Genomic DNA, 24,626 nt, shown 5'->3' with positions numbered 1-24,626 from the left:
CGTGCGGTGGCCGCACCAGACGGCCTGCCCGAGGGCATTCCAAGGATATCCAAGGTTGTGCGCTCAGGCGGTCAGGAAGTCGATCACCTCTTCGACGCGTCCCAGCAGGGAGGGCTCGAGGTCCGCGTAGGTGCGCACGGTGCCCAGCAGCTTCTGCCACGCGAGCCCGAAGTCCTCGGGCGTGCTGCGGGGCCAGCCGAAGGCGGCAAGGATGCCGGTCTTCCAGTCGGTGCCCCGCGGCACCGCCGGCCAGGCAGGGATCCCCAGCGTGGACGGCTTGATGGCCTGCCAGACGTCCACGTACGGGTGGCCGACGATGAGGACGTTCCCTGCAGCCCCGGGGCTCCGCATGGCCTCCGCTGCGATCCTGGACTCCTTCGATCCCTCCACCAGATGGTCCACGAGGATGCCCAGCCGGCGTTCCGGGCCGGGCCCGAAGTCCGCGATGGCGGCCGCGAGGTCGTCCACACCGTGCAGCGGCTCGACGACGATTCCCTCAACGCGCAGGTCGTCTCCCCAGACCTTCTCGACGAGCTCGGCGTCGTGCTTGCCCTCGACCCAGATGCGGCTGGCCTTGGCAACCTGTGCGCGCATGCCCTCGACCCGGACCGACCCCGAGGCCGTACGGGCGGGCGGGGCCGCGGTCCGCTGGGGTGCCGGCGGGCCCACCTGGACCGGGCGGCCGTCCACGAGGAAGCCGTACCCCAGCTGGAAGGACCGTGAGCGGCCCCGCCGGTCCTCGAGGGTCATGAGGTGCATCCCGCCGGACTTCTCGATGCGTGTGACGGCGCCCACCCATCCGCTCTCGGCGTCCTCGAGGACGAGGCCGACCGAGGCAGGGACCGTGGGCAGCTCGCGTCGGGAGGGGGCGCTCAGGTCTGCCGGGCCCCAGCTGTCATAGGAGAGTCGGTCCACCCGTCGGATCCTACGGCCCCGCCGTTCGGACAGTGCGCTCATCCTTGCGTGGCGCGGGGCACAGACCGTGCGGAACGGTGCGTGGGCATAATAGACTTGGCACTTGCTCTGAGAGAGTGCTAACGCAAACGGCCATGCGAGCAGGAGGTGGGATGTGAGCGAGCCGCGCAAGCTCGAGGTGCTGCGGGCCATCGTGGAGGACTATGTGCACTTCAGGGAGCCGGTCGGCTCCAAGGCACTCGTCGACCGCCACAAGCTCGGCGTCTCGAGTGCGACGATCCGCAACGACATGGCCGCACTCGAGGACGACGGACTCATCACGGCTCCCCACACGAGCGCAGGACGCGTCCCCACGGACAAGGGCTACCGCGTCTTCGTCGACCACCTCGCCGCCGTGCGCCCCCTGTCCCCAGCGGAGAAGCACGCTATCCAGAGCCTCCTCGGCGGCGCCGACGACCTCGACGACGTGCTCGAGCGCACCGTTCGCCTCCTGTCGCAGCTGACGAACCAGGTCGCCGTCGTGCAGTACCCCCAGCTCGGCCGGGCCCGGGTGCGCCACGTGGAGGCGGTGCTCATGGCACCGCATCAGATCCTCCTCGTGCTCATCGCAGACACCGGGACCGTGGAGCAGCGCGTCCACACGGTCTCCGAGGAGGTGGACCGCGACCGGCTCGCGGCCCTGCGGGAGAAGCTCCTCGCGGGGCTGGTCGGCGCCCCGGTCGTGAAACTCGGCGAGGCCCTCGGCCGCGTCGTCGGGTCGCTGCCTCCTGCGGACCAGTCGCTCGCGGCGGAGCTCGGGCGGGGCCTGTCCCTCCTGGCCGAGTCGAGCCGCGAAGACCGCATGGTCATGGCGGGCACGGCCTATCTGGCCAGGTCGAACAGCGACTTCCTCCAGAGCATCTCGCCCGTGCTCGAAGCCCTCGAGGAGCAGGTCGTCCTGCTCCGCCTGCTGTCCGAGATGGCGAACGACTCCCGGGGAGTCGCCGTCACCATCGGGCGCGAAAACGCCTACGACGGCCTTGCCGAGACCTCTGTCGTGGCCACCGGGTACGGCGGGGACGACGGCCCCAAGCTGGGCATCCTCGGCCCGACGCGCATGGACTATCCGGCCAGCATGGCCGCGGTCCGCGCGGTCGCCCGGTACCTCTCCAAGATTCTCGCTGGAAGCTAGAGAAAGAAGACCGTGAGCAGCCATTACGAAACCCTCGGCGTTCCGACCGACGCGACCACCGAGGAGATCAAGAAGGCCTACAAGAAGCTGGCCCGCAGGCTCCACCCGGACATCAACCCGGGCGAGGAGGCCTCAGAGCAGTTCAAGGCGGTGACGCACGCCTACGAGGTCCTGTCGGACCCGCAGAAGCGGCGCGTCTACGACACCACGGGCAACGAGAACGGCACCGACAACGGCTTCGGCGGCGCCTACAACGGCTCCGGCTTCGCGTTCCAGGACATCTTCGAGACGTTCTTCGGCGGGGGCGGTGCGCAGGCCGGCCCGGCTTCGCGGGTGCGGCGCGGCCAGGACGCCCTCATCGCGGTGCGGATCGAGCTCAAGGACGCCGTCTTCGGGGTCAACAAGAAGCTCGAGGTGGACACGGCCGTGACCTGTGAGCGCTGCGACGGCTCGTGCTGCGAGCCGGGCACGGAACCCGTGCGCTGCACGGTGTGCGGCGGCAGCGGCCACATCCAGCGGCCCGTCCGCTCGATTCTGGGCCAGGTCATGACACTGGCCACGTGCCCCACCTGCCAGGGCTTCGGCACCGAGATCCCGAGCCCGTGCAACGAGTGCGGCGGCGAAGGCCGCGTCCGCAGCCGCCGCTCGCTCACCGTCAAGATCCCGGCGGGCGTGTCGACCGGCACCCGCATCCAGCTTGCAGGCCAGGGCGAGGCGGGGACAGCTGGCGGCCCCTCGGGAGACCTGTACGTCGAGATCCGCGTGGCCTCGCACTCGACGTTCACGCGCGACGGCGACCAGCTCAACGCGACCGTCAGCGTCCCGATGACCGCTGCAGCCCTGGGCTCCGAGCTGAGCCTCGAGACCTTCGACGGCGAGCAGACCATCACTCTGCGCCCGGGCACACAGTCCGGTGACGTCGTCACCCTCCACGGGCTGGGCGTCGCCCGGCTCCGCGGCTCGGGCCGAGGCGACCTGCTCGTGCACATCCGGGTCGAGACGCCGACCAAGCTCGACGCCGAGCAGGAGGAGCTCCTGCGCCAGTTCGCGAAGCTGCGGGGCGAGCACGTGGGCGACGGCAAGCTCGTCGCCAGCGGCGGAGTCTTCGCCAAGCTGCGCGACAAGCTGGGCAACCTCTAGAGATGTCCCGGCCGCTCTTCTACGTCCCGGCCGGAAGGCTCGACGGGATCCAGCCCGGAGACCTCATCGAGGTGGGAGGCCCTGAGGGCCGCCACGCGGTCGCCGCGAAGCGCCTCGCCAGGGGCGAGGGGGTCGACCTGGCCGACGGCGCGGGCGTCCGGGCTGTCGGCACCGTCGCCGGGGCGGAAGGCCAGACGCTGACCGTGGGCGTCGAGCGGGTCGCCCGTGAGCCGCGCCCGCCCTTCCGGTTCGTGCTCGTCCAGGCCCTCGCCAAGGGCGACCGCGACGAGCTCGCGGCCGAGGCTGCGACCGAGCTCGGCGTTGACGCCGTCATCCCGTGGCAGGCCGAGCGCTCGATCGTGCGGTGGAAGGGCGAGCGCGGAGAGAAGGCCCTCGCCAAGTGGCGCTCCGTCGTGGTGGCGGCGGCCAAGCAGGCGCGCCGCGCCGTCGTGCCCGCCGTCGAGGCCGCGCACGACGGCGCGCGGCTGGCCGAGCGGATCGCCTCGGCGAGGCTCGCCGTCGTGCTCCACGAGGACGCGGTCGAGCCGCTGTCCACGGTCCTCGAGACGCTTGCGGCCCAGGATGGCGACGAGGGCGAGGTGCTCTTCGTCGTCGGGCCCGAGGGCGGGATCACCCCCGACGAGCTGGCCCGCTTCACTGCCGCGGGCGCGCGGCTCGCTCTCCTCGGCCCGCATGTCCTGCGCTCGTCCACGGCGGGCCCGGCTGCGCTTGCCCTGGCCGGCGACCGGCTCGGCCGCTGGCGGGCGCGGGACGGCCGCACCGACTCCTAGCCGCACACAGAGCTGTGTGCGCAGCTGCGGTCCACTGCCGAGGGAGGGGCCGATCCGTCAGGGCCCGACGTGCACGTCCTTCGAGTCCCAGGCGGTGTTGCCGGTGTTCGGGGCGGCCGAGGCCTCCTCCTTGGGCAGCACCCGGACCTCGTAGTCGCCCGGGGGCAGGTTGACCGTGAAGGTGAATTCGCCGGGACGCGAGCTCTGGGTGCCCGGGGCCACGGTCCCGCTGAGATAGACGGATGACTTGCCCGGCGAATCCCTGCGGAGCACCTGCCACCCGAGCTCCTGGTCCGCCCGGGTCGACCTGCCGAAGACCTTCACCGGCCCGTCGAGCCCCACGCCTTCCTGCGGGTCGATGATCCAGGCCGGGGCCAGCATCGAGGGATCTCGCTGCATGAGCTGGCCGAGCTGCACCCGCTCGAAGGCGAGCTGGGAGGTGTGCCCATCGACGAGGAGCATGACCGAGATCGGCTGGTCCGAGTCGATGAGGCCGGCACTCGCGGCGGCCGCTGTCGCGGTGTAGACGAGCTGCTGCACCGCGAGCTGGGCTGTCGGCTCGTCCACGCCGGTGTTGAACGCGTCCGCCGAAACATCCACGGTGATCACGTTCCGCCCCGAGACCGACGCGGCGAGCTTCTTCGGCGTCTGCCAGGGACTGAAGTAGTCAGGATCGAGCGGCTTCTGGGACATCATGATGCGCAGCGCGGTCGCGATGGGATTGTCCTGGCCGCCAGCGTCCCGGAACTCGCGGTACAGGTACACGCCGTCCTTGGCCCGGCCCAGCCAGTACACGGGGGCCTTCGCCGAGGTCTGGGACGTCTCGAGGGGCGCCGAGGGCTGGGTGTTTCCGGGGACCTGGCTCGCCGTGGCTCCGGCGGCGATGCTCGGCTGGGGCGACCCGACCGCCGTGCAGCCTGCGAGCGAGACCACGGCAGCCGCGAGCACCGCAGGCACAGCCGGCCAGAGCCGGCAGCGCGCGCGCAGCGCTGTGGGTCCCATGCATCCTCCGCTGGTCGTCGCCGCCCCGAGGGCGTCGCTCGTGTCCGGGGCCGCCGGGACGCCGTCGGGGTGCCCGGGCCACATTCCAGCTTGGCACAGCACCGGCGCGCGGAAGCCCCCGTGGAGGCGGCCGTGTCCCAAGTGATGCGCGATTGAGACGTTGGCACCCTGCGGCCCCCTTTGGGTCGCAGCACGGCGCCGCGGCAGTAGGATGGGCGCCACGGGCGGCACCCGAGCGGCCCGGCGTAGGGTCGACGCGAGGGTTCGGCCCGGACGAGGAGAGAGACGGCCTGTGACAGCGGACTTCCCGCACACGACCCCGGCAGCACGCACCGAGGTGCTCCGATTCGGCTCGAGCGAGGAGATGGTCCAGATCCTCGGCCCGCACGATGAAGCCCTGCGCTTCATCGAGGAGCAGTTCCCCGCAGTCTCCTTCCACGCGCGCGGCAACGAGCTCACGATCGTCGGGCCCCCTGAGGAGGTGCCGCACATCCGTCGGCTCTTCGAGGAGGTCTCGGCGATGGCCGGCCAGGGTACGGCCGTGACCACCGCCTCGCTGACCCAGCTCGTGTCGATGCTGCGCACCCAGACGGTATCGAGCCCGTCCGAGGTGCTCACCCACAACATCCTCTCCAGCCGGGGCCGCACGATCCGCCCGAAGACGGCCAACCAGAAGAACTACGTCGACGCGATCGACGCGCACACGGTGATCTTCGGCATCGGGCCCGCCGGCACCGGCAAGACCTACCTGGCGATGGCCAAGGCCGTCCAGGCACTCCAGCACAAGGACGTCAGCCGGATCATCCTCACGCGGCCGGCGGTCGAGGCGGGGGAGAGGCTGGGCTTCCTGCCGGGAACGCTGAGCGACAAGATCGACCCCTACCTCCGCCCGCTGTACGACGCGCTGCACGACATGATGGACCCCGAGTCCATCCCCCGGCTCATGGCTGCGGGGACCATCGAGGTCGCGCCGCTGGCGTACATGCGCGGCCGCACTCTCAACGACGCGTTCATCATCCTCGACGAGGCGCAGAACACGACCCCCGAGCAGATGAAGATGTTCCTGACCCGTCTGGGGTTCGGCTCCAAGATGGTGGTCACGGGGGACGTGACGCAGGTCGACCTCCCGTCGGGGACAGCTTCCGGGCTGCGCGTGGTCCAGCAGATCCTGGCCGGCGTCGAGGACGTCAGCTTCTCCGTCCTCGGGGCGTCGGACGTCGTGCGGCACCGCCTCGTGAGCGACATCGTCGACGCGTACGGGCGCTGGGACGACGAGCAGCGCGCCGCGCAGGAGCGCCGTCGTGCCCGGGCCCGCGCCCAGGCGCCCGACAGTCCGACGCCGACTAAGCTGGACCAGTGAGCATCGAAGTCAACAACGAGTCCGGCGTGGCCGTCGACGCGGAGGCACTCGTCCGTCTGGCCCGTTTCGTGTTCGAGCGCCTGTGGCTCCATCCCCAGACCGAGCTCTCGGTCCTCCTCGTGGACGAGGAGGCGATGGAGCGCCTGCACGTCGAGCTCATGGACGAGCCCGGGCCGACCGACGTGCTCTCAGTCCCGATGGACGAGCTGACCCCGGGGACTCCCGGCCGCCAGACCCCGCAGGGGATGCTGGGCGACATCGCCATCTGTCCCCAGGTCGCCGCGGAACAGGCGAAGCGCGGGGGGCACTCGACCGACGACGAGATGCTCCTCCTCGCCACCCACGGCATCCTGCACCTCCTGGGCTTCGACCACGCGGAGCCGGAGGAAAGGGACGAGATGTTCACGCTCCAGCGGGAGCTGCTCACCGAGTTCCTCGGCCGCCCTGCCCCGAGCGAGACGGTGGCGTGACCCCGGTCCTCCTCTCTGTCCTGGCGCTGGTCTTCGTAGCCCTCGCGGGGCTCCTCACGGCCGCGGAGGCTGCGCTCGCCTTCCTCCCGCGGCACGACGCCGAGGAGCGGATCGAAGCGGGCCAGGCGGCCGCCCTCGCAAGGATCCTCGGGGACCCCGTCCCGCACCTGCACGCCCTGCGGTTCTGGCGCATCTGGTTCGAGACTGCAGCGGCGGTTGCGGTGGCGGTCCTCGCCTTCAGCCTGCTTGACAACGTGTGGTTGGCGGGCCTGGCCGCGACCGCCGTCATGGCGCTTGTCGGGTTCCTCCTCGTGGGCGTCTCGCCGCGCCAGCTCGGCCGCCAGCACGCGCTGCCGGTGGCGGTCGCCTCGGCCCCCCTCGTGAGCGGGCTGCGCATCGCGCTGGGGCCGGTCCCGGGCTGGCTGGTCTCCCTCGGGAGCCGGGCCACCGGAACAGACCCGGGCAGCGAGGAAGCCACCTACAGCTCGACTGAGCTCCGCGAGTTCGTCGAGCGCGCAAGCGATGCCGAGGACTTCGAGGAGGAGCAGGCGGAGCTGCTCCAGTCCGTGTTCGAGCTGGGGGAGACGCTCGTGCGCGCCGTGATGGTGCCGCGCACCGACATCATCTCGATCGAGGCCGGCTCCACCTTCGCGCAGGCGATGAGCCTCTTCCTCCGCTCCGGATGCTCCCGCGTGCCCGTGTTCTGCGAGAGCCTCGACGATGTCGTGGGCATCCTCTACCTGAAGGATGTCGCCGCGCGCCTGCACCAGGACCCGGCCGCGGCCGCCGGGCGCGTCGAAGACCTGGCCCGGGAACCCCGATTCGTCCCTGAGTCCAAGCCCGTGGACGAGCTGCTCAAGGAACTCCAGAGGGAGTCGATCCACCTCGCGATCGTGGTCGACGAGTACGGCGGGACCGCGGGCCTCGTGACGCTCGAGGACCTCATCGAGGAGATCGTGGGCGAGATCGTCGACGAGTACGACGACGACGCGGCCGAATCGGTCCCCCTCGGCGATGGGCGGTTCCGGGTTGCCGCCCGGATGAGCCTCGATGACCTCGGGGAGCTGTTCGACCTCGACATCGAGGACGACGAGGTCGAGACCGTGGGCGGCCTCCTGGCGAAGGCCCTCGGGCGGGTGCCGATCGTGGGGAGCTCCGCCGAGATCCACGGGGTGCAGCTCACCGCCGAGCGCATCGAAGGCCGGCGGAACAGGGTGAGCCACATCCTGGCAGAACGAGTGCACGAACCGACCACCACCGACGAGAACGAAGAAGCAGGGACCAACCATGGCTGAGACCTCCGCAGGACACGGCACAGCGCCGGACTACCGGGCCGGATTCGCGGTGCTCGTCGGGCGGCCGAACGCGGGCAAGTCGACCCTGACCAACGCGCTCGTCGGCCAGAAGGTCGCCATCACCTCGGCCAAGCCCCAGACGACGCGGCACACGATCCGCGGGATCGTGCACCGCTCCGACGGCCAGCTGATCCTCGTCGACACGCCAGGCCTGCACCGGCCGCGCACCCTCCTGGGCCAGCGCCTGAACGACCTCGTGGCCGAGACCCTCTCGGAGGTGGACGCCATCGGGTTCTGCATTCCGGCGAACGAACGGATCGGCCCCGGGGACAGGTACATCGCGAACCAGCTGGCAGGGGTCCCCCGGAAGCCGATCGTGGCGCTCGTGACGAAGGCAGATCTCTTGGACCGTGCTGCACTGGCCGAGCAGCTCCTCGCCGTCGAGGCCCTCGGCCGCGAGGTTGTCGGCGGAGAGGGCTGGAGCGACCTCGTGCCGGTCTCGGCCCAGGACGGCTACCAGGTCAAGACGGTCGAAGACGTCCTCATCGGCCACATGCCTCCCTCGCCACCGCTGTACCCGGACGGCGAGCTCACGGACGAGCCCGAGACGGTCATGGTCGCGGAGCTCATCCGCGAGGCGGCGCTCGAGGGCGTGCGCGACGAGCTCCCGCACTCGCTCGCCGTCGTGGTCGAGGAGATCGTGCCCCGGGAGGGCCGCAGCGAGGACAACCCCCTGCTCGACGTCCGGGTGAACCTGTTCGTGGAGCGGCCGTCGCAGAAGGCCATCATCATCGGTCGGGGAGGCTCGCGGCTCCGCGAGGTCGGGACTGCCGCGCGGCGCGGGATCGAGGCGCTGCTCGGCACGCGCATCTACTTGGACCTCCACGTCAAGGTCGCCAAGGACTGGCAGCGGGATCCCAAGCAGCTGGGCAGGCTCGGTTTCTAGACGGCCTCACGCGGGTAGTTCACCCTGTGACGCTGCAGCCGCGTCTCCCAGCGGCCGTACAGGGCGACCGAGTAACATGGAGTGACTCAGGACCCTGACGGAAGGCCCCCTCCTTGGCTCGACGAGCTGATGACGCCGCGCCGCGGCTCGGCGGCGTGCACCATGCGCGTCGGGACGGTACCCCCACGCCGCGGCATGCCCGCACCCCCGGAAAGAGACGCCTCTGGCTCCGCGTGACGGCAGCCGTAGCGGCCTTCGTGCTGCTCGGCGTCATCGTGTTCGCCGGGTACTGGGTGCTCAGGCTGCAGTCGAACCTCAAGCAGGCGCCGCTCTCGGCGGGCAGCGCCACCGCCGACGCGTCAAGCGACGCGAACGACCGCCTCCAGATCCTGATCATGGGCTCGGACACGCGTGACGGCGCGAACAAGGAGTACGGCTCCCAGGCGGACAGTGCTGGCTACGGCAACTCCGATGTCATGATCCTCATGGACATCTCGGCAGACAACCGCCAGATCTCCATGACGAGCTTCCCCCGGGACCTCATGGTCCCGATTCCCGCGTGCACGGATCCCAAGACCAAGCAGACGTATCCGGCCCAGAGCGCAGGCCAGCTCAACTCCGCCATGAGCGAGGCCGGCCCTGGCTGCCTGCTGGATACGATCAACAAGATCACAGGCCTCACGGTCGACCATTTCCTGCTCGCGGACTTCAATGCCGTGAAGGAACTCTCGAACACGATCGGCGGCGTGCAGGTCTGCGTCAACGCCGCCGTCGACGACCCGGCCTCAGGCCTGAAGCTGAACGCCGGGACGAACACGGTCCAGGGCGAACAGGCCCTCGCGTTCCTGCGCAGCCGCCACGGGGTGGGGGACGGGAGCGACCTGTCCCGGATCAAGTCGCAGCAGGCCTTCCTCGCCTCGCTCGCCCGCAAGGTGAAGTCTGACGGGACGCTGACCGACGTGCCGAAGATGCTCTCCATCGCGGACACGATCACGCGCAACCTGACGGTCGACAGCGGGCTCGCGAACCCGAAGTCCCTCCTGACCATCGGGAGCAGGCTCAAGGACGTGGACCTGTCCAAGGTCGCGTTCGTGACAGTGCCCTGGGAGCCGTACGTCAACGACCCGAACCGGGTCCAGATCAAGGAGCCCGACGCCGAGGGGCTGTTCCAGGCGATGCGCGAGGGCCGCGACCTCACAGCGCCCAAGGGGACGGCACCGGCGTCGCCCTCGGACTCGGCGTCGGCAGCGCCCACGGAGACCGGCGTGGCGCCGACGAGCGCGCCTGCGGCCTACAACAGGGCGATCCAGCCGGTCAGCGTGGCCAACGGCTCGGGTGTCCAGGGCCGGGCCCAGGACATCCTCGGCTACCTCAAGGCGGAAGGGTTCGCCCAGCTGCAGACGTTCGCAGCCGCTCCCAGTGCCACCACCGTCGTCTACTACAGCACCGGATTCGAAGACGTCGCCACTGACATCGCCGCGCGCTTCGGGCTCCCGGCCGCCCAGGTCCAGCCCTCCACGGCCATCCGCGGCGTCCAGTTCTACGTCGGCTCGGACTTCACGGCCGGGGAGAAGTACAGTGCGCCGGTCCCGGAGAATGTCGTGGCGCAGACCGCGGCGGACGCCACGTGCCAGGCGGCCTTCGGCCACTGACACCTGGCATCCGCCGTGGCGGGGCCGCACTCACCAGATGGTGACGCGCTCCTCGGGGTCCAGCCACATCGCGTCGCCGTCGGCCACGTCGAAGGCCTCGTGGAAGGCGTCGAGGTTCTTCACGATCGCATTCGTGCGGAATTCGTTCGGCGAGTGCGGGTCGATCGAGAGGCGGCGCTGCGTCTCCTCCGGGCGGCACACCTGGCGCCAGACTGTCGCCCAGGAGACGAAGAAGCGCTGCGGGCCGGTGAGGCCGTCGATCACCGGGGGCTCCTGCCCGTCGAGGCTCAGCCGGTAGGCCTTGTAGGCGATGCCGAGGCCGCCGAGGTCGCCGATGTTCTCGCCGAGCGTCAGCCGCCCGTTGACGGTGCTGCCCGGGGTCTCGGCGGGGGAGAGGACCTCGAACTGGTCCACGAGCTTGCCCGTGAGCGCTTCGAAGGCCGCCCGGTCCTCGTCGGACCACCAGTTCCGCAGTGCGCCGTCGCCGTCGAACTGGGAGCCCTGGTCGTCGAACCCGTGGCCGATCTCATGCCCGATCACGGCCGCGATGCCGCCGTAGTTGACCGCCGGGTCCGCCTCGGGGTGGAAGAACGGCTCCTGGAGGATGGCGGCCGGGAAGACGATCTCGTTCATCAGCGGGTGGTAGTAGGCGTTGACCGTCTGCGGGGTCATGAGCCACTTGACCCGGTCCACCGGCTTGCCGATCTCGTCGAGCAGGCGGTCCAGCTCCGCAGCGTGGGCGCGGCGGACGTTGCCGAGCAGGTCGGCCTCGTCCACCACCACCGGCGAGAAGTCGATCCACTCGTCCGGGTAGCCGATCTTGGGGCGGAAGGCTGCCAGCTTGGCGAGCGCGCGCTCACGCGTCTCGGCGCCCATCCACGGCAGCACGGAGATGCTGCGCCGATAGGCCTCGACGACGTTGTCCACGAGGGCCCGCATCGATTCCTTGTGCTCCTCGGGGAAGTGGCGGGCAACGTACAGGCGGCCCACCGCCATCCCGAGACCGGCCTCGACTGCCCCGACCCCGCGCTTCCAGCGCTCCTTGTTCTCCGGTGTCCCGGACAGCACGGTGCCGTAGAAGGCGAAGTGCCGGTCGACGAAGGCGGAGGACAGGTAGGGCGCGGTCGAGCCGAGGAGGTGGCCGGTGAGCCAGAGCCTCCAGGTGCGCAGGGGGACGTCGTCCAGGAGCGCGGTGATCCCGGCGAGGTACTCGGGGTTGCCGACGACGAGCTCGGCCCGCGCGTCGGCCGTCACCCCGGTCTCCTCGGCCCAGAGGGCAAAGTGGGGGAACGCCTCGACGGCCTGGGCCTCGGTCCGGAGGTTGTACGTCTTCTGCGGGTCGCGCAGTGTGACCCGGTCCCAGTGGAGGGCCGCGATCCGCCGCTCGAGGCCCAGCACGTCCGCCGCGTCCTGGGCGGCCGTGGCCGAGCCCAGGAGGGCGAACATGTCGGCCAGATACGCCTCGTAGGCCTCGACGATCGCGGCGAACTTCTCGTCCCGGTAGTACGACTCGTCGGGGAGGCCGAGCCCGCTCTGGGAGACGTAGAGCACCACGCGGTCGGGCTGGCCGGCGTCGGGAGCCGCGTAGTAGCCGAGCAGGCCGTCGGCGCCCCCGCGGCCGAGGCGGGCGGAGGCCGCCACGAGCGAGGAGATGTCCTCGACGGCGTCGATCTCGGCCAGGAGCGGGGCGAGCGGCTGCGCGCCGAGCCGCTCGACGGCGTCGGCGTCCATGAAGGACCGGTAGAACGCGCCGATCTTCTCCTCGTCGGAGCCCGCGGGGTGCTCGGCGGAGGCGAGGTCCTCGATGAGCGCGCGCACGTTCTCCTCGGACAGGTCGCGCAGCTGGACGAACGTGCCCACGAGGGCGCGGTCCGCCGGGATCTCGGTGGAGCGGAGCCATCCGCCGTTGACGTGGCGGTAGAGGTCGTCCTGCGGACGGACGGTGTCGTCGAAGTACTGGCGGTCGACGCCGGACGGCGCGGCTTGGCTTGTCATCGTGCCTCCTGTATGGGGTTGCTTCATCTTAGGGATGCTATGGTGACGATGTGCCAACCGCGCTGCTTCTTCTTAGCTGCCGTGGCGGGGCCTCACGTCGCTGATCGCCGAGGGTGGTCGCGCAGCGCTGATCCAGCGCAGGCCGCCCCCGCCGCGGAGTGTTCACGTGCCCGGCCGCCCGTGGATCCCAGCAGCGAAGAAAGGCCTACAGTAAAACCATGCGCAACGCTCAGAAGCCCTCGGGCATGCCGGTCCACCGCTACCTCCCTTTCCACGAGCAGATCACCGTTGAGCTGCCGGACCGGACGTGGCCCGACAAGCGGATCGAGAAGGCCCCGCGCTGGTGCGCGGTCGACCTCCGGGACGGCAACCAGGCGCTCATCGACCCCATGAGCCCCGCCCGCAAGCTCAAGATGTTCAAGCTCCTCGTCGACATGGGCTACAAGGAGATCGAGGTCGGGTTCCCGTCCGCATCCCAGACCGACTTCGACTTCGTGCGCCAGCTCATCGACGGCAACCACATCCCGGACGACGTGACGATCCAGGTGCTCACCCAGGCCCGGGAACACCTGATCGAGCGCACCTACGAGGCTCTGGCCGGCTCCAAGCAGGCGATCGTGCACCTCTACAACTCGACGTCGATCCTGCAGCGGCGCGTCGTGTTCAGCCAGGACGAGGACGGGATCCTGGACATCGCCGTCCAGGGCGCGCTCCTGTGCAAGAAGTACGAGGAGACCATCCCCGACACGCACATCACGTACGAGTACTCGCCCGAGTCGTTCACCGGCACCGAGCTCGAGTACGCGGCCCGCGTGTGCAATGCCGTCGCCGAGGTCTTCGAGGCGAGCGCCGACAACCAGGTGATCGTCAACCTCCCGGCGACGGTCGAGATGGCCACGCCGAACGTCTACGCCGACTCGATCGAGTGGATGAGCCGGAACCTGCACCCGCGGGAGGGCATCATCCTGTCCCTGCACCCGCACAACGACCGCGGGACGGGCGTGGCCGCCGCCGAGCTCGGATACATGGCGGGCGCCGACCGCATCGAGGGCTGCCTGTTCGGCAACGGCGAGCGCACCGGCAACGTGGACCTCGTGACCCTGGGCCTGAACATGTTCGTCCAGGGCGTGGATCCGATGATCGACTTCTCGGACATCGACGAGATCCGCCGGACGGTCGAGTACTGCAACCAGCTGCCGGTCGGCGAGCGCGTGCCCTACGGCGGGGACCTGGTCTTCACGGCGTTCTCCGGCTCGCACCAGGACGCCATCAAGAAGGGCTTCGAGGCCCTCGAGCGGGACGCCGCGGCCGAGGGCAAGGACGTGCGCGACTTCCCCTGGCAGGTGCCCTACCTGCCCATCGACCCGAAGGACCTGGGCCGCAGCTACGAGGCGGTCATCCGCGTCAACTCGCAGTCCGGCAAGGGCGGGGTCGCCTACCTGCTGAAGAACGAGCACCACCTGGACCTGCCGCGCCGCGCGCAGATCGAGTTCTCCGGCGTGATCCAGCGCCGCACCGACACGGTCGGCGGCGAGGTGAGTGCCGCGGAGCTGTGGAACATCTTCAGCGACGAGTACCTGCCCGCGGCGTCCGTGGACGGCGGGAAGCAGTGGGGCAGGTACGCCGTCGTCTCGTTCAACACCGAGACCACCGAGGACGGCTCGATGACCCTGCACGCCACCCTGCGCGTGGACGGCACCCAGGTGCGCCGCACGGGGACCGGCAACGGTCCGATCGCCGCGCTCCTGGACATCTTCGCCCAGGAGGGCGTCGACGTGCGCGTCCTCGACTACAGCGAGCACGCCCTGTCCGAGGGTGGGAACGCGCGGGCCGCGGCGTACGTCGAGTGCGCGGTCGGCGAGCGCGTGCTGTGGGGCGTGGGGATCGACGCGAACACGTCGATGTCCTCGCTCAAGGCTGTCGTCTCCGCAGTCAACCGCGCCCTGCGAGACGCCGAGGCTGCCTGAGCGGCCACCCGCACAGCGTGCGACGGCGGCGGGTGCCTCCCGCCGCCGTCGCGCGTTCCAAGGCCCTCGCCGTGGGAGAATGGCACCCATGGCCGAGTCGACGTTCGCATCCCGGAGCTACCGGGACGACGGCGTCGTGCTGCGCACGTACAAGCTCGGCGAGGCCGACAGGATCGTCGTGTTCCTGACACGCCAGCATGGCCAGGTCCGGGCCGTCGCGCGCGGTGCACGACGGACCAGGAGCCGCTTCGGGGCCCGGCTCGAGCCGTTCATGGTCGCCGACCTGCAGCTCGTCCACGGCCGTTCCCTCGATATCGTCGGACAGGCGGCCGCCCGGGCCAGCTACGGCACCACGATCGCAGCGGACTACCCGCGCTACACGGTGGCCGCCGCGATGGCCGAGATCGCCGAGCGCCTCACCGCCTCCGACTCGGACGCCTCGGCCTCCCAGTACATGCTCCTGGTCGGTGCACTGGCCGCGCTGAGCAGGGGGGCCCACGCGCCGGGGCTCATCCTCGACTCGTACCTCCTGCGGGCGCTCGCCACGGCCGGATGGGCACCGAGCTTCACGGACTGCGCGCGGTGCGGCGAGCCCGGCCCGCACGGAGCCTTCAGCGCGGCCCTGGGCGGCATCGTCTGCTCAGACTGCCGCCCTCCCGGCTCCCCGGCCCCCGCCCCTGACACCGTGCGGCTCCTCGCCGCGCTGCTCGCGGGGGACTGGCCCACGGCAGACGCCTCCGAGCCGGGCGCGCGGCGCGAGGCGGCCGGACTGGTCGCGGCCTACGCCCAGTGGCACCTCGAACGTGCCGTCGGCGCGCTCCGGCTCGTCGAACGGGAGCCGACCGTCCCCTGACGGCGAGGCGCCGCCGTCGTGCGCGAACCACGTTGAAACCCACCCGCCCCCGAGCCCGAAGGTGACCATCCCTTGAGCCCCGCCGTCCCCCGCCGAGCACGCTCGGAACGCACCGCTCCGGTCGCGCCCTACCCGCACCCGAGCGGTGCGAAGGCTCCGGACATCCCGCGCGAGTTCGTCCCACGGCATGTCGCCATCGTGATGGATGGCAACGGCCGCTGGGCCAACCAGCGCGGCCTGCCGCGCATCGAAGGCCACAAGGCGGGGGAGCCCGCGCTCCTGGACGTCATGGCCGGCGCCATCGAGCTCGGCATCGAGTACGTGTCCGTGTACGCGTTCTCCACCGAGAACTGGAAGCGCTCCCCGGAGGAGGTGCGGTTCCTCATGGGCTTCAACAAGGACGTGCTCCGGCGCCAGCGGAACACGCTGGACTCGTGGGGCGTCCGCATCCGCTGGGCCGGGCGGCGGCCGAAGCTGTGGGGCTCGGTGATCAAGGAGCTCGAGGAGGCCGAGGCGTACACGCGTGGGAACTCCGTGTGCCACCTGACGATGTGCGTCAACTACGGTGGCCGGGCCGAGATCGCCGACGCCGTGGCAGCCATCGCGCGCGAGGTCGAGGCCGGACGTCTCAGCGCCCGCTCGGTGACCGAGAAGACCGTCCAGCGCTACCTCGACGAGCCGGACCTCCCGGACGTGGACCTCTTCCTCCGCAGCTCCGGCGAGCAGCGGCTGAGCAACTTCCTCCTGTGGCAGTCCGCCTACGCCGAGATGGTGTTCCTCGACACCCTCTGGCCCGACGTGGACCGCCGCACCCTGTGGGAGGCCGTGGAGATCTACGCCCGCCGCGACCGGCGCTACGGCGGCGCCGTCGACCGCGCGCCCGTCGGCTAGGACTGCGGCGGCGTCGCCCGCGCCGTGGCACGGAGGCCGTCGAGCCAGCGCCCGAGCCGCGCGTAGGCTTCCGCCCGCACGGCACCGCTCGAGAGCAGGACATCGTGGAGGCCGCCCTCGACGAGCGCTTCGTCGAGATCGTCGCAGAGCCCCGCGGCGGCGCGCCGCATGGGCGCGATGGACAGCACTGCGTCCCGTTCCCGCATGTGCTCGCGCCAGACGAGGCCGGTGTCCGAGGTGGTCGAGGCGAGCAGGAGCGCGGGCAGGCGGAGGCGCGGCCCCGTGCGCAGCATCCGCTGGCCCTCGAGCACGCCGTGGAGCCACCCGAGCCGCACCGGGAAGGCGTTGCGGGGGCGGAGGTCCTCCCGCAGCTCCCATTCGCCGCCCGCCTCCTTGGCCACAGCCCGCCAGAAGTAGCCCCGTGCCGGCAGCGGCAGCCGCCCGCGCGGCCACCTCATGGCGGCGGGGCGCAGAGCCGCCTCGAGGAGCCGGCCGGTGGCAGCGCCGCCGTGCGCCACGAGCCACGGGCTGCTGAGCACGACGCCCGCGAGCCGCTGCTCATGGCGCTGGGCGTAGAGCGCCGCGGCAAGCCCACCGGTCGAGTGCCCCATGAGGACGGGGGGCGCGCCGCTGTCCTCCCGCACCGCCTCGACTGCTGCGCCGACGCTCTCGAGGTAGTGTTCGGCCGATCCCACGAAGCCTGGCATCTCGCCCGCCGTGAGGCTCCGCCCGTGCTCCGGGAGGTCGAGGGCGTAGAAGCGGTAGCCCCGGGACGTGGCGAAGTGCATGAGCTCCTGGTTGAAGAAGTAGTCGCTCCAGCCGTGCACGTACAGGAGCGCACCGGGCGGGTGGGTGCCGACGCCGTGCGCCTCGGGCGCGCTCCCGGCTGCCGGGCGGTGGGGGGCGAACCGGATGAGGGTGCCCGAGTCGCCGTGCCGCCCCCGCCCGAGCGGCGCCGCCTCGACGCCGGGGCCGAGGAAGTCGTCAGTCCAGTCGAGCATCGTGTTCCTTCCGGCGGCTCCTCGATCCGAGGGTAGGCCGGTCCCGCCGTGGGAGACTAGAGCCATGCGCTTCTACCCCCTCTTCTTCCGTGCTGCCTTCTCCTGGATGGACGCCGAGCGCGCGCACCGGATCGGCTTCGGCGCGATCCGTGCCGTGCACGCGTGCGGCCTGGGCCGCGTGCTCGAGCGGTTCACCGCGCCGGCGCCGTCGCTCGCGACGGAGGCGTTCGGCGTCTCCTTCCCGTCGCCGTTCGGCCTCGCGGCTGGCTTCGACAAGGAGGGCCGGGGGATCGAGGCCCTCGCGGAGCTGGGCTTCGGCCACATCGAGGTGGGGACGATCACCGGCCAGGCGCAGCCGGGAAACCCCAAGCCCCGCCTGTTCCGCCTCATCGAGGACCGCGCCGTCATCAACCGCATGGGGTTCAACAACGAGGGCGCCGCTGCCGTCGCGCCCCGGATCGCGGCCGCGCGCGCCGCGCTCGATGCCCGCTACGGCGCGCGCAGGCCGGTGATCGGGGTCAACATCGGCAAGACGAAGGCGGTCGAGCTCGAGCACGCGGTGGACGACTACCGCGCGAGCGCACGCGAGCTCGCCCCCCTCGCGGACTATCTGGTGGTGAATGTCAGCTCGCCCAACACCCCGGGCCTGCGGCTCCTGCAGAGCGCCGAGTCCCTGCGCCCGCTGCTGGCGGCAGTGCGCGAGGAATCCGAGTGGGCCGCCGGTCGGCGCGTGCCCCTCCTGGTCAAGATCGCCCCGGACCTCTCCGACGAGGATGTCGACGACGTCGCACGCCTCGCCCTGGACCTGGGCCTCGAGGGGATCATCGCCACCAACACGACCATTGGGCGCGAGAACCTCGCCAGCCCTGCCGAGACGGTCGAGGCCGCCGGGGCGGGCGGCCTCTCGGGGGCGCCGCTCAAGGCACGCTCGCTCGAGGTGCTCAGGCGCCTCAAGGCCGCGGTGGGGGACCGGCTCGCACTCGTCGCGGTCGGCGGCGTCGAGACCGCAGACGACGTCCGCGAGCGCCTCGACGCGGGGGCCACCCTCGTGCAGGGCTATACGGCGTTCCTCTACGAGGGCCCGTTCTGGGCCGCACAGGTCAACCGCGGCCTCGCCCGGCGCAGCGCTCCGGCGGTCCGCGCCTGAGGCACCCCACGCACGACGACGGCGCGGCACCCGGGTGGGTGCCGCGCCGTCGTGCGCTCAGCGGTGGGCGATGCCTAGGAGGGGTACTGTCCGCGCTTCACCTGCGGCTTGGGCAGCCGGAGCGGACGGAATTGGAGCGCCCGCATGCTCCCGTACCAGACCGTCCCGCGCTCGACCGCGCCGAACTTGGCGGTGAGCCGCTTCTTGAGCTGGCGCGACAGCCAGAACGTGTCCGCGAAGACGAGGAGGAAGACGACCCAGAACGAGCTCAGGATGTAGATCTGCATCTGGCTGTCCTGGGGAATGATGAAGGACGCGACGACGAAGGCGAGCGCGGCGAACATGAGGTACTCGCCGAGGTTGAACCTCGCGTCGACCGTGTCGCGGGCGAAGCGCTTCTGCGGGCCGCGGTCGCGCCAGGGCATGTGGCGCTCGTCCCCGGTCTCGAGGGCGCGCCTCACGCGGACGCGCTCGTCCGCGGCGGCCTGCCGTTCGGCGGCTTTCGAGGCCTTCCTGTCAGTCGGGACGAGGGGGCGCCTGCGGGCCGCCTCCTGGTCCTTGCGACGGGGGGTCGGCGTGCCTTTGCCCGTCAGGGGCTGGGTGGGGTCCTCTTCGGGCTGCCCGGGGCTCTCGGCGGCGGGCTCGTTCTTGCGTCCAAACACCTCCCTAGAATACCGGCCGGGCGGAGCGTTGATGGGGGACGGCGCCCCTTGTACTGTCAAGCCATGCCTTCAGATGCGATCGAGCCGCCCCTGTCCGAAGACGAGGTCGCGGCGCTGCGCGACGCCGTCGCCCGTCGTTTCGGCGAAACCGTCGCCGAGCTGTCCGCGCTTGTCGCCGTTCCCGGCATCGCATGGCCGGCCTTCCCTTCGGCAGAGCTGGAACGCAGCGCCCAGGAGGTGCTCCGCCTCGTGCGCGCGGCCGGGTTCGAGGACGCCGAGATCCTCCGTGCGCCCATGGCGGACGGCACGCTGGGCGGTCCGGCCGTGGTGGCCAGCCGCCCAGCGGACCCAGGCCAGCCGACCGTCCTGCTCTATGCCCACCACGATGTCCAGCCCCCGGGTGACCTCGAACTGTGGGACTCGGAGCCGTTCATTGCCACCGAGCGCGGCGACAGGCTCTACGGACGGGGCGCCGCGGACGACAAGGCTGGCCTGCTCGTGCACCTCGGCGCATGCCGGGCGGTCCAGGAGGTCCTCGGCGAGCGCAGCGGTGTCGGGGTCACGCTCTTCATCGAGGGGGAGGAGGAGGCCGGCTCGCCGAGCTTCCGGTCGTTCCTGGACACCTATCGGGACCGGCTTGCCGCGGATGTCATCGTCGTCGCGGACTCGAGCAACTGGTCGGTCGGGCAGCCGGCCCTCACCACGAGCCTCCGCGGACTCGTCGACGGCACCTTCGAGGTCTCGGTCCTCGAGCACGCGGTCCATTCGGGTGTGTTCGGCGGTCCGGTCCTCGACGCGCCCACGCTCTTGGCCAGACTCATCGCGACCCTCCACGACGAGGAGGGGAATGTCGCGGTGGCGGGCCTCACCGCCGGGGACGATCCCGACGTCGACTACCCCGAGGACCAGTACCGCCGCGATGCTGGCGTGCTGGACGGCGTCCGGCTCGCCGGCAGTGGGAGCGTCGCGGCGCGCCTGTGGGTCCGACCCGCACTGTCCATCATCGGAATCGACGTCCCGAGCGTCGCCGTCGCGTCCAACACGATCCAGCCGCGCGCCCGGGCGAAGTTCAGCCTCCGCCTCGCGCCGGGCCAGGACCCTGCGGCGGCGATGGACGCTCTGCGGCGGCACGTCGAGCACCACGCGCCTTTCGGAGCGCGCGTGACATTCACGCCGGGCGAGCAGGGGAGCGCCTACCTCGCCGACACGGACTCGGCAGCGGCCCGCACCGTGCTGTGGGCGCTTGCCGCAGCCTGGGGAGTGCCCGCGGTCCGCACCGGCATGGGCGGATCCATCCCCTTCATCGCGGACCTGAAGGAGGTCTTCCCGGACGCGGATGTCCTCATCACCGGCGTCGAGGATCCGGATTCCCGCGCGCACAGCGCCAACGAGTCCCTCCATCTGGGCGATTTCGAGAAGTGCATCGTCGCGGAGGCGCTGCTCCTGGCAGGGCTGGGACGCGCCGTGTGATCTGCGCCCAGAGGGTTGGCGATCGGCGAGAGGGGAGTCGTAGCATGGATGGAAGGCCCCGTGACGCCGGCGGCCCCGCCGCCACCGTGGCACCGAGAGAAGGTAGGGAATGAGCACTGCAACCAACGAGACCTCCGAGGCCCTCGCCTCGCACGAGGTGACCCTGACCGAGGTGGCCGCAGGCAAGGTCCGCAGCCTCCTGGAGCAGGAAGGCCGCACCGACCTCCGCCTGCGCGTCTCCGTCCAGCCGGGCGGATGCTCGGGCCTCATCTACCAGCTCTACTTCGACGAGCGCCTCCTCGACGGCGACGCCGTCCGAGACTTCGACGGCGTCGAGGTCGTCGTGGACAAGATGAGCGTGCCGTACCTCGCGGGCGCCACCATCGACTTCGAGGACACGATCTCGAAGCAGGGCTTCACCATCGACAACCCCAATGCGCAGGGCTCGTGCGCATGCGGTGATTCCTTCCACTGACGCCGCACTCCGCACCATGCATTCGGCCGTGCGCACCGGGACCTCAGGGCCTCCGGGGCGCACGGCCGACGCGTGTCCCGGACATGTGGGATATTCGCCGGGGATGGTTGTAAGCTCTACACCGAGTAGTAAAACTATGTCACCCGGTCTCGCGCGGGCTGGCTCGCCTGCCGCGCCGTCACCGGAGAGAAGCACCAAGAGGAAGGGCCGTCTGTGAGGTCGCAGAACCGAACCAGCAGCCAGCGCACTCGCATCATCACGGTCTCGGCGGTCGCCGTGACCGGTGCGCTCGCACTGTCTGGATGTTCATCCGAGGTCCAGCGTGGCTGGCTACCCACTGAGCGGGATACCACGAGCAACACGGGGATCCTGACCGACCTCTGGGTGAACTCGTGGATCGCGGCCATGGTGATCGGCCTCATCACGTGGGGCCTCATGCTCTGGTGCGTCGTCGCCTACCGCCGCCGCAAGGGCGCGACCGGCTTCCCCCGCCAGATCAGCTACAACCTGCCGCTCGAGATCTTCTACACGGCGATCCCGCTGTTCCTCATCGTGACGTTCTTCTACTTCACCGACCGTGACCAGCGCGCCGTCGACACCCCGCAGCAGAACCCCGACGTGACCGTCAACGTGGTCGGCAAGCAGTGGTCGTGGGACTTCAACTACAAGCAGGGCGGCGTCATCAAGGAGGACGTCCACGAGGGCGGCGTCCAGGCCCACCTCACCGGCCAGCCGTACAACCTCGACACCCTGCCGACGCTGTACCTGCCGGTCAACAAGTCGGTCACCGTCGAGCTCACCTCGCGCGATGTCATCCACTCCTTCTGGGTGCCTGCGTTCCTGCAGAAGCGGGACATGATCCCCGGAAAGCCCAACACCATGTACTTCACCCCGCAGAAGGAGGGCACCTACGACGGCAAGTGTGCCGAGCTCTGCGGTGAGTATCATTCGGAGATGCTGTTCCGCGTGAAGGTCGTCTCCGAGGCGGAGTTCCAGTCACACCTGGCCGGCCTCGACAAGGGCCTGCTGGATGAGAAGTACGACCGCAACCCGAACCTGAACGAGAAGTAAGGGACCATGGCTACCTATACACAGTCGCCTTCAGCCGGCGCCCTGAGCGCGCCGGTGGTGCCGAAGTCCAAGGGACGCATTGTCGTCAACTGGATCACCTCCACGGACCACAAGACCATCGGGTACATGTACCTGATCGCCTCGTTCGTGTTCTTCTGCCTCGGTGGCGTCATGGCCCTGCTCATCCGCGCTGAGCTCTTCGAGCCGGGCATGCAGATCCTCCAGACCAAGGAGCAGTACAACCAGCTGTTCACCATGCACGGCACGGTGATGCTGCTGATGTTCGCGACTCCGCTCTTCGCCGGCTTCGCGAATGTGATCATGCCGCTCCAGATCGGTGCCCCCGACGTGGCGTTCCCGCGTCTGAACGCCCTGGCCTTCTGGTTCTTCCTCTTCGGCTCCACCATCGCGGTCGCCGGCTTCATCACCCCTCAGGGCGCCGCCTCGTTCGGCTGGTTCGCCTACGCGCCGCTGTCGAACACGACGTTCACTCCAGGCGTCGGAGGCGACCTGTGGGTCTTCGGCCTCGCGCTTTCGGGCTTCGGCACGATCATGGGCGCGGTCAACTTCATCACCACGATCATCTGCATGCGCGCTCCCGGCATGACCATGTGGCGCATGCCGATCTTCACCTGGAACACGCTCATCACCGGCATCCTGGTCCTCATGGCGTTCCCGCCGCTCGCGGCAGCCCTGTTCGGCCTCGGCGCAGACCGCCGCTTCGGCGCGCACATCTTCGATCCTGAGAACGGCGGTGCCGTCCTCTGGCAGCACCTCTTCTGGTTCTTCGGCCACCCGGAGGTGTACATCATCGCCCTGCCGTTCTTCGGCATCGTCTCCGAGATCTTCCCGGTCTTCAGCCGCAAGCCGATCTTCGGCTACAAGGGCCTCGTGTTCGCCACCATCGCCATTGCCGCCCTGTCAGTCACGGTGTGGGCGCACCACATGTACGTCACGGGCGCGGTCCTGCTGCCGTTCTTCTCCTTCATGACGATGCTCATCGCCGTTCCGACCGGCGTGAAGTTCTTCAACTGGATCGGCACCATGTGGCGCGGCTCGATCACGTTCGAGACCCCGATGCTGTGGAGCCTCGGCTTCCTCATCACCTTCCTCTTCGGTGGCCTGACCGGCATCATCCTGGCCTCCCCGCCGCTGGACTTCCACGTCTCCGACACCTACTTCGTGGTGGCCCACTTCCACTACGTCGTGTTCGGCACGGTCGTGTTCGCGATGTTCGCAGGGTTCTACTTCTGGTGGCCCAAGTGGACGGGCAAGATGCTCAACGAGCGGCTCGGCAAGATCCACTTCTGGCTCCTGCTCATCGGGTTCCACGGCACGTTCCTCATCCAGCACTGGCTCGGCGTCATGGGCATGCCCCGTCGGTACGCCGACTACCTGATCGAGGACAACTTCACGGCGATGAACCAGTTCTCGACGATCGCCTCGTTCGTCCTGGGCGCTTCCCTGATCCCGTTCTTCTGGAACGTGTACATCACGGCGCGCAGCGGCAAGAAGGTCACCGTGGACGATCCGTGGGGCTTCGGCGCCTCGCTCGAGTGGGCCACCTCCTGCCCGCCGCCGCGCCACAACTTCACGTCCCTGCCGCGCATCCGCTCGGAGCGCCCCGCACTGGACCTGCACCACCCGGAGCTCTCGATGGCCGGTGCGATCCAGCACGCGGGAACCGCCGCAGCAGCCGTGACCTCCGCCGACCGGAAGGACCGCACCAAGTGAAAATCGAATCCTGGCTCTTCGGCACGGGTGTGTTCTTCTTCGTCCCGGTTGCGATCATCTATGGGTTCCTCGTCAATTGGACCGAGTGGGTCGGCATCCTCGGCATGCTCCTCCTCGGCGGTCTCGCCGGGATGATCGGCAGCTACCTCGGAGTGACCGCGAAGCGCGTGGGCATGCGTCCCGAGGACCGCGAGGACGCCGAGATCCACGAGGGCGCCGGCGAGCAGGGGCACTTCAGCCCGTGGAGCTGGTGGCCGCTGGTCCTCGGTGCCGCGTGCGCGATCGCGTTCCTCGGCGTGGCCGTCGGCTGGTGGATCCTCTTCATCGGCGCCGGGCTCGGGCTCGTGGCGCTGGTCGGCTGGGTCTTCGAGTACAGCCGCGGCGACCACGCCCACTGAGCACCGCTCACCAACACTGCTCTGACAAGGCCTGGGGCCGGCATCCTTCGGGACGCCGGCCCCAGGCCTTGTCTGCGTGCGCGTACTGTGCGGGCGACCTCACCACCGGCGGCGTTCCCGCCCATTCCGGGCCCTGTGGCACGATGGAGTCGGAACCAGAAATGAGGAGTCCTGTGGACAACGCAGAGGCCATTGAGGGCCAGCTGGACCGCGCCTCCAA

The 24,626-nt window shown here is 70.1% G+C and carries 22 protein-coding genes; 17 read left to right on the top strand and 5 right to left on the bottom strand.

Annotation, left to right across the window (positions count from 1 at the left end; all coding sequences use genetic code 11):
• Nucleotides 1-63: 63 nt before the first annotated feature.
• Complete coding sequence (locus ACQ5BE_RS01945) at nucleotides 64-915, bottom strand: DUF3097 domain-containing protein (protein WP_430295251.1); 852 nt, start codon at nucleotides 913-915, stop codon at nucleotides 64-66.
• A 154-nt stretch (nucleotides 916-1,069) separates the two neighbouring features.
• Between ACQ5BE_RS01945 and hrcA the strand changes: the two genes are divergently transcribed.
• Genes hrcA through ACQ5BE_RS01930 form a run of 3 tightly spaced genes read left to right on the top strand, consistent with a single transcriptional unit; the run spans nucleotide 1,070 to nucleotide 4,017 of the window.
• Nucleotides 1,070-2,086: a heat-inducible transcriptional repressor HrcA gene (hrcA, locus tag ACQ5BE_RS01940; protein WP_430295250.1), complete on the top strand. Its 1,017-nt coding sequence runs from the start codon at nucleotides 1,070-1,072 to the stop codon at nucleotides 2,084-2,086.
• 12 nt (nucleotides 2,087-2,098) lie between these two features.
• Nucleotides 2,099-3,226, top strand: coding sequence for a molecular chaperone DnaJ (dnaJ, locus tag ACQ5BE_RS01935; protein ID WP_208712601.1), 1,128 nt, complete (start codon nucleotides 2,099-2,101; stop codon nucleotides 3,224-3,226).
• A gap of 2 nt (nucleotides 3,227-3,228) precedes the next feature.
• Complete coding sequence (locus ACQ5BE_RS01930) at nucleotides 3,229-4,017, top strand: 16S rRNA (uracil(1498)-N(3))-methyltransferase (protein ID WP_430295248.1); 789 nt, start codon at nucleotides 3,229-3,231, stop codon at nucleotides 4,015-4,017.
• 57 nt (nucleotides 4,018-4,074) lie between these two features.
• On the opposite strand, the gene ACQ5BE_RS01925 is transcribed toward ACQ5BE_RS01930, so the two are convergent.
• The gene (locus ACQ5BE_RS01925; RefSeq protein ID WP_430295247.1) at nucleotides 4,075-5,019 is read right to left on the bottom strand and encodes a GerMN domain-containing protein; all 945 of its coding nucleotides are present in this window, start codon (nucleotides 5,017-5,019) and stop codon (nucleotides 4,075-4,077) included.
• A gap of 211 nt (nucleotides 5,020-5,230) precedes the next feature.
• Here ACQ5BE_RS01925 and ACQ5BE_RS01920 point away from each other — a divergent pair, with 211 nt between their 5' ends.
• The 5 genes from ACQ5BE_RS01920 to ACQ5BE_RS01900 all read left to right on the top strand — a co-directional run bounded on the left by ACQ5BE_RS01920 (nucleotide 5,231) and on the right by ACQ5BE_RS01900 (nucleotide 10,742).
• Entirely contained in the window at nucleotides 5,231-6,379 is a 1,149-nt protein-coding gene (locus tag ACQ5BE_RS01920) for a PhoH family protein (protein WP_430295246.1), read from the top strand.
• Complete coding sequence (ybeY, locus tag ACQ5BE_RS01915) at nucleotides 6,376-6,849, top strand: rRNA maturation RNase YbeY (protein WP_430295245.1); 474 nt, start codon at nucleotides 6,376-6,378, stop codon at nucleotides 6,847-6,849. Before ACQ5BE_RS01920 ends, ybeY begins: the two co-directional genes overlap by 4 nt.
• Entirely contained in the window at nucleotides 6,846-8,144 is a 1,299-nt protein-coding gene (locus ACQ5BE_RS01910) for a hemolysin family protein (protein WP_430295244.1), read from the top strand. Before ybeY ends, ACQ5BE_RS01910 begins: the two co-directional genes overlap by 4 nt.
• Nucleotides 8,137-9,090, top strand: a complete 954-nt coding sequence (gene era / locus ACQ5BE_RS01905; RefSeq protein WP_430295243.1) for a GTPase Era — start codon at nucleotides 8,137-8,139, stop codon at nucleotides 9,088-9,090. Before ACQ5BE_RS01910 ends, era begins: the two co-directional genes overlap by 8 nt.
• A 233-nt stretch (nucleotides 9,091-9,323) precedes the next feature.
• Nucleotides 9,324-10,742, top strand: coding sequence for an LCP family protein (locus ACQ5BE_RS01900; RefSeq protein WP_430295242.1), 1,419 nt, complete (start codon nucleotides 9,324-9,326; stop codon nucleotides 10,740-10,742).
• A 30-nt stretch (nucleotides 10,743-10,772) separates the two neighbouring features.
• On the opposite strand, the gene ACQ5BE_RS01895 is transcribed toward ACQ5BE_RS01900, so the two are convergent.
• A complete protein-coding gene (locus ACQ5BE_RS01895) occupies nucleotides 10,773-12,737 on the bottom strand; it encodes a M13 family metallopeptidase (RefSeq protein WP_430295240.1) in 1,965 nt (654 codons plus the stop codon).
• Between the two features lie 218 nt (nucleotides 12,738-12,955).
• On the opposite strand from ACQ5BE_RS01895, the gene leuA reads away from it, so the two are divergent.
• The 3 genes from leuA (at nucleotide 12,956) to ACQ5BE_RS01880 (ending at nucleotide 16,448) form a co-directional block, all read left to right on the top strand.
• The gene (leuA, locus tag ACQ5BE_RS01890) at nucleotides 12,956-14,704 is read left to right on the top strand and encodes a 2-isopropylmalate synthase (RefSeq protein ID WP_430295239.1); all 1,749 of its coding nucleotides are present in this window, start codon (nucleotides 12,956-12,958) and stop codon (nucleotides 14,702-14,704) included.
• Between the two features lie 88 nt (nucleotides 14,705-14,792).
• On the top strand, nucleotides 14,793-15,557 hold the full coding sequence (gene recO, locus ACQ5BE_RS01885) for a DNA repair protein RecO (protein ID WP_208712592.1): 765 nt from the start codon (nucleotides 14,793-14,795) through the stop codon (nucleotides 15,555-15,557).
• 72 nt (nucleotides 15,558-15,629) lie between these two features.
• Complete coding sequence (locus ACQ5BE_RS01880; protein ID WP_208712591.1) at nucleotides 15,630-16,448, top strand: isoprenyl transferase; 819 nt, start codon at nucleotides 15,630-15,632, stop codon at nucleotides 16,446-16,448.
• Here ACQ5BE_RS01880 and ACQ5BE_RS01875 read toward each other — a convergent pair.
• Nucleotides 16,445-17,449: an alpha/beta hydrolase gene (locus ACQ5BE_RS01875; protein ID WP_430295238.1), complete on the bottom strand. Its 1,005-nt coding sequence runs from the start codon at nucleotides 17,447-17,449 to the stop codon at nucleotides 16,445-16,447. The genes ACQ5BE_RS01880 and ACQ5BE_RS01875 overlap by 4 nt on opposite strands.
• Before the next feature lie 64 nt (nucleotides 17,450-17,513).
• On the opposite strand from ACQ5BE_RS01875, the gene ACQ5BE_RS01870 reads away from it, so the two are divergent.
• Nucleotides 17,514-18,596 (top strand): quinone-dependent dihydroorotate dehydrogenase, encoded by a 1,083-nt coding sequence (locus tag ACQ5BE_RS01870; RefSeq protein ID WP_430295237.1) that lies wholly within the window; start codon nucleotides 17,514-17,516, stop codon nucleotides 18,594-18,596.
• Nucleotides 18,597-18,670: 74 nt separating this feature from the next.
• Here ACQ5BE_RS01870 and ACQ5BE_RS01865 read toward each other — a convergent pair whose 3' ends face one another.
• A complete protein-coding gene (locus ACQ5BE_RS01865; protein ID WP_430295236.1) occupies nucleotides 18,671-19,258 on the bottom strand; it encodes a DUF3043 domain-containing protein in 588 nt (195 codons plus the stop codon).
• 63 nt (nucleotides 19,259-19,321) lie between these two features.
• Between ACQ5BE_RS01865 and ACQ5BE_RS01860 the strand changes: the two genes are divergently transcribed.
• From ACQ5BE_RS01860 to ACQ5BE_RS01840, 5 genes are all read left to right on the top strand, one after another.
• The gene (locus tag ACQ5BE_RS01860) at nucleotides 19,322-20,728 is read left to right on the top strand and encodes a dipeptidase (protein WP_430295235.1); all 1,407 of its coding nucleotides are present in this window, start codon (nucleotides 19,322-19,324) and stop codon (nucleotides 20,726-20,728) included.
• 109 nt (nucleotides 20,729-20,837) lie between these two features.
• On the top strand, nucleotides 20,838-21,203 hold the full coding sequence (locus ACQ5BE_RS01855; protein ID WP_208712586.1) for a HesB/IscA family protein: 366 nt from the start codon (nucleotides 20,838-20,840) through the stop codon (nucleotides 21,201-21,203).
• Between the two features lie 213 nt (nucleotides 21,204-21,416).
• Nucleotides 21,417-22,274 carry an aa3-type cytochrome oxidase subunit II gene (gene ctaC, locus ACQ5BE_RS01850; protein WP_413250902.1) on the top strand — a complete coding sequence of 286 codons (858 nt, stop codon included), beginning with the start codon at nucleotides 21,417-21,419 and terminating at the stop codon, nucleotides 22,272-22,274.
• Between the two features lie 6 nt (nucleotides 22,275-22,280).
• The gene (gene ctaD, locus ACQ5BE_RS01845) at nucleotides 22,281-24,008 is read left to right on the top strand and encodes an aa3-type cytochrome oxidase subunit I (protein WP_208712584.1); all 1,728 of its coding nucleotides are present in this window, start codon (nucleotides 22,281-22,283) and stop codon (nucleotides 24,006-24,008) included.
• A complete protein-coding gene (locus ACQ5BE_RS01840) occupies nucleotides 24,005-24,406 on the top strand; it encodes a cytochrome c oxidase subunit 4 (protein ID WP_430295233.1) in 402 nt (133 codons plus the stop codon). The genes ctaD and ACQ5BE_RS01840 overlap by 4 nt, the downstream gene beginning before the upstream one ends.
• The last annotated feature ends 220 nt before the right edge of the window (nucleotides 24,407-24,626 follow it).

The organism is Sinomonas sp. B1-1 (genome assembly GCF_050474465.1).
In the GTDB taxonomy this organism is placed as follows: Bacteria; Actinomycetota; Actinomycetes; order Actinomycetales; family Micrococcaceae; genus Sinomonas; species Sinomonas flava.
This window is presented reverse-complemented; position numbering and strand designations above follow the sequence as displayed.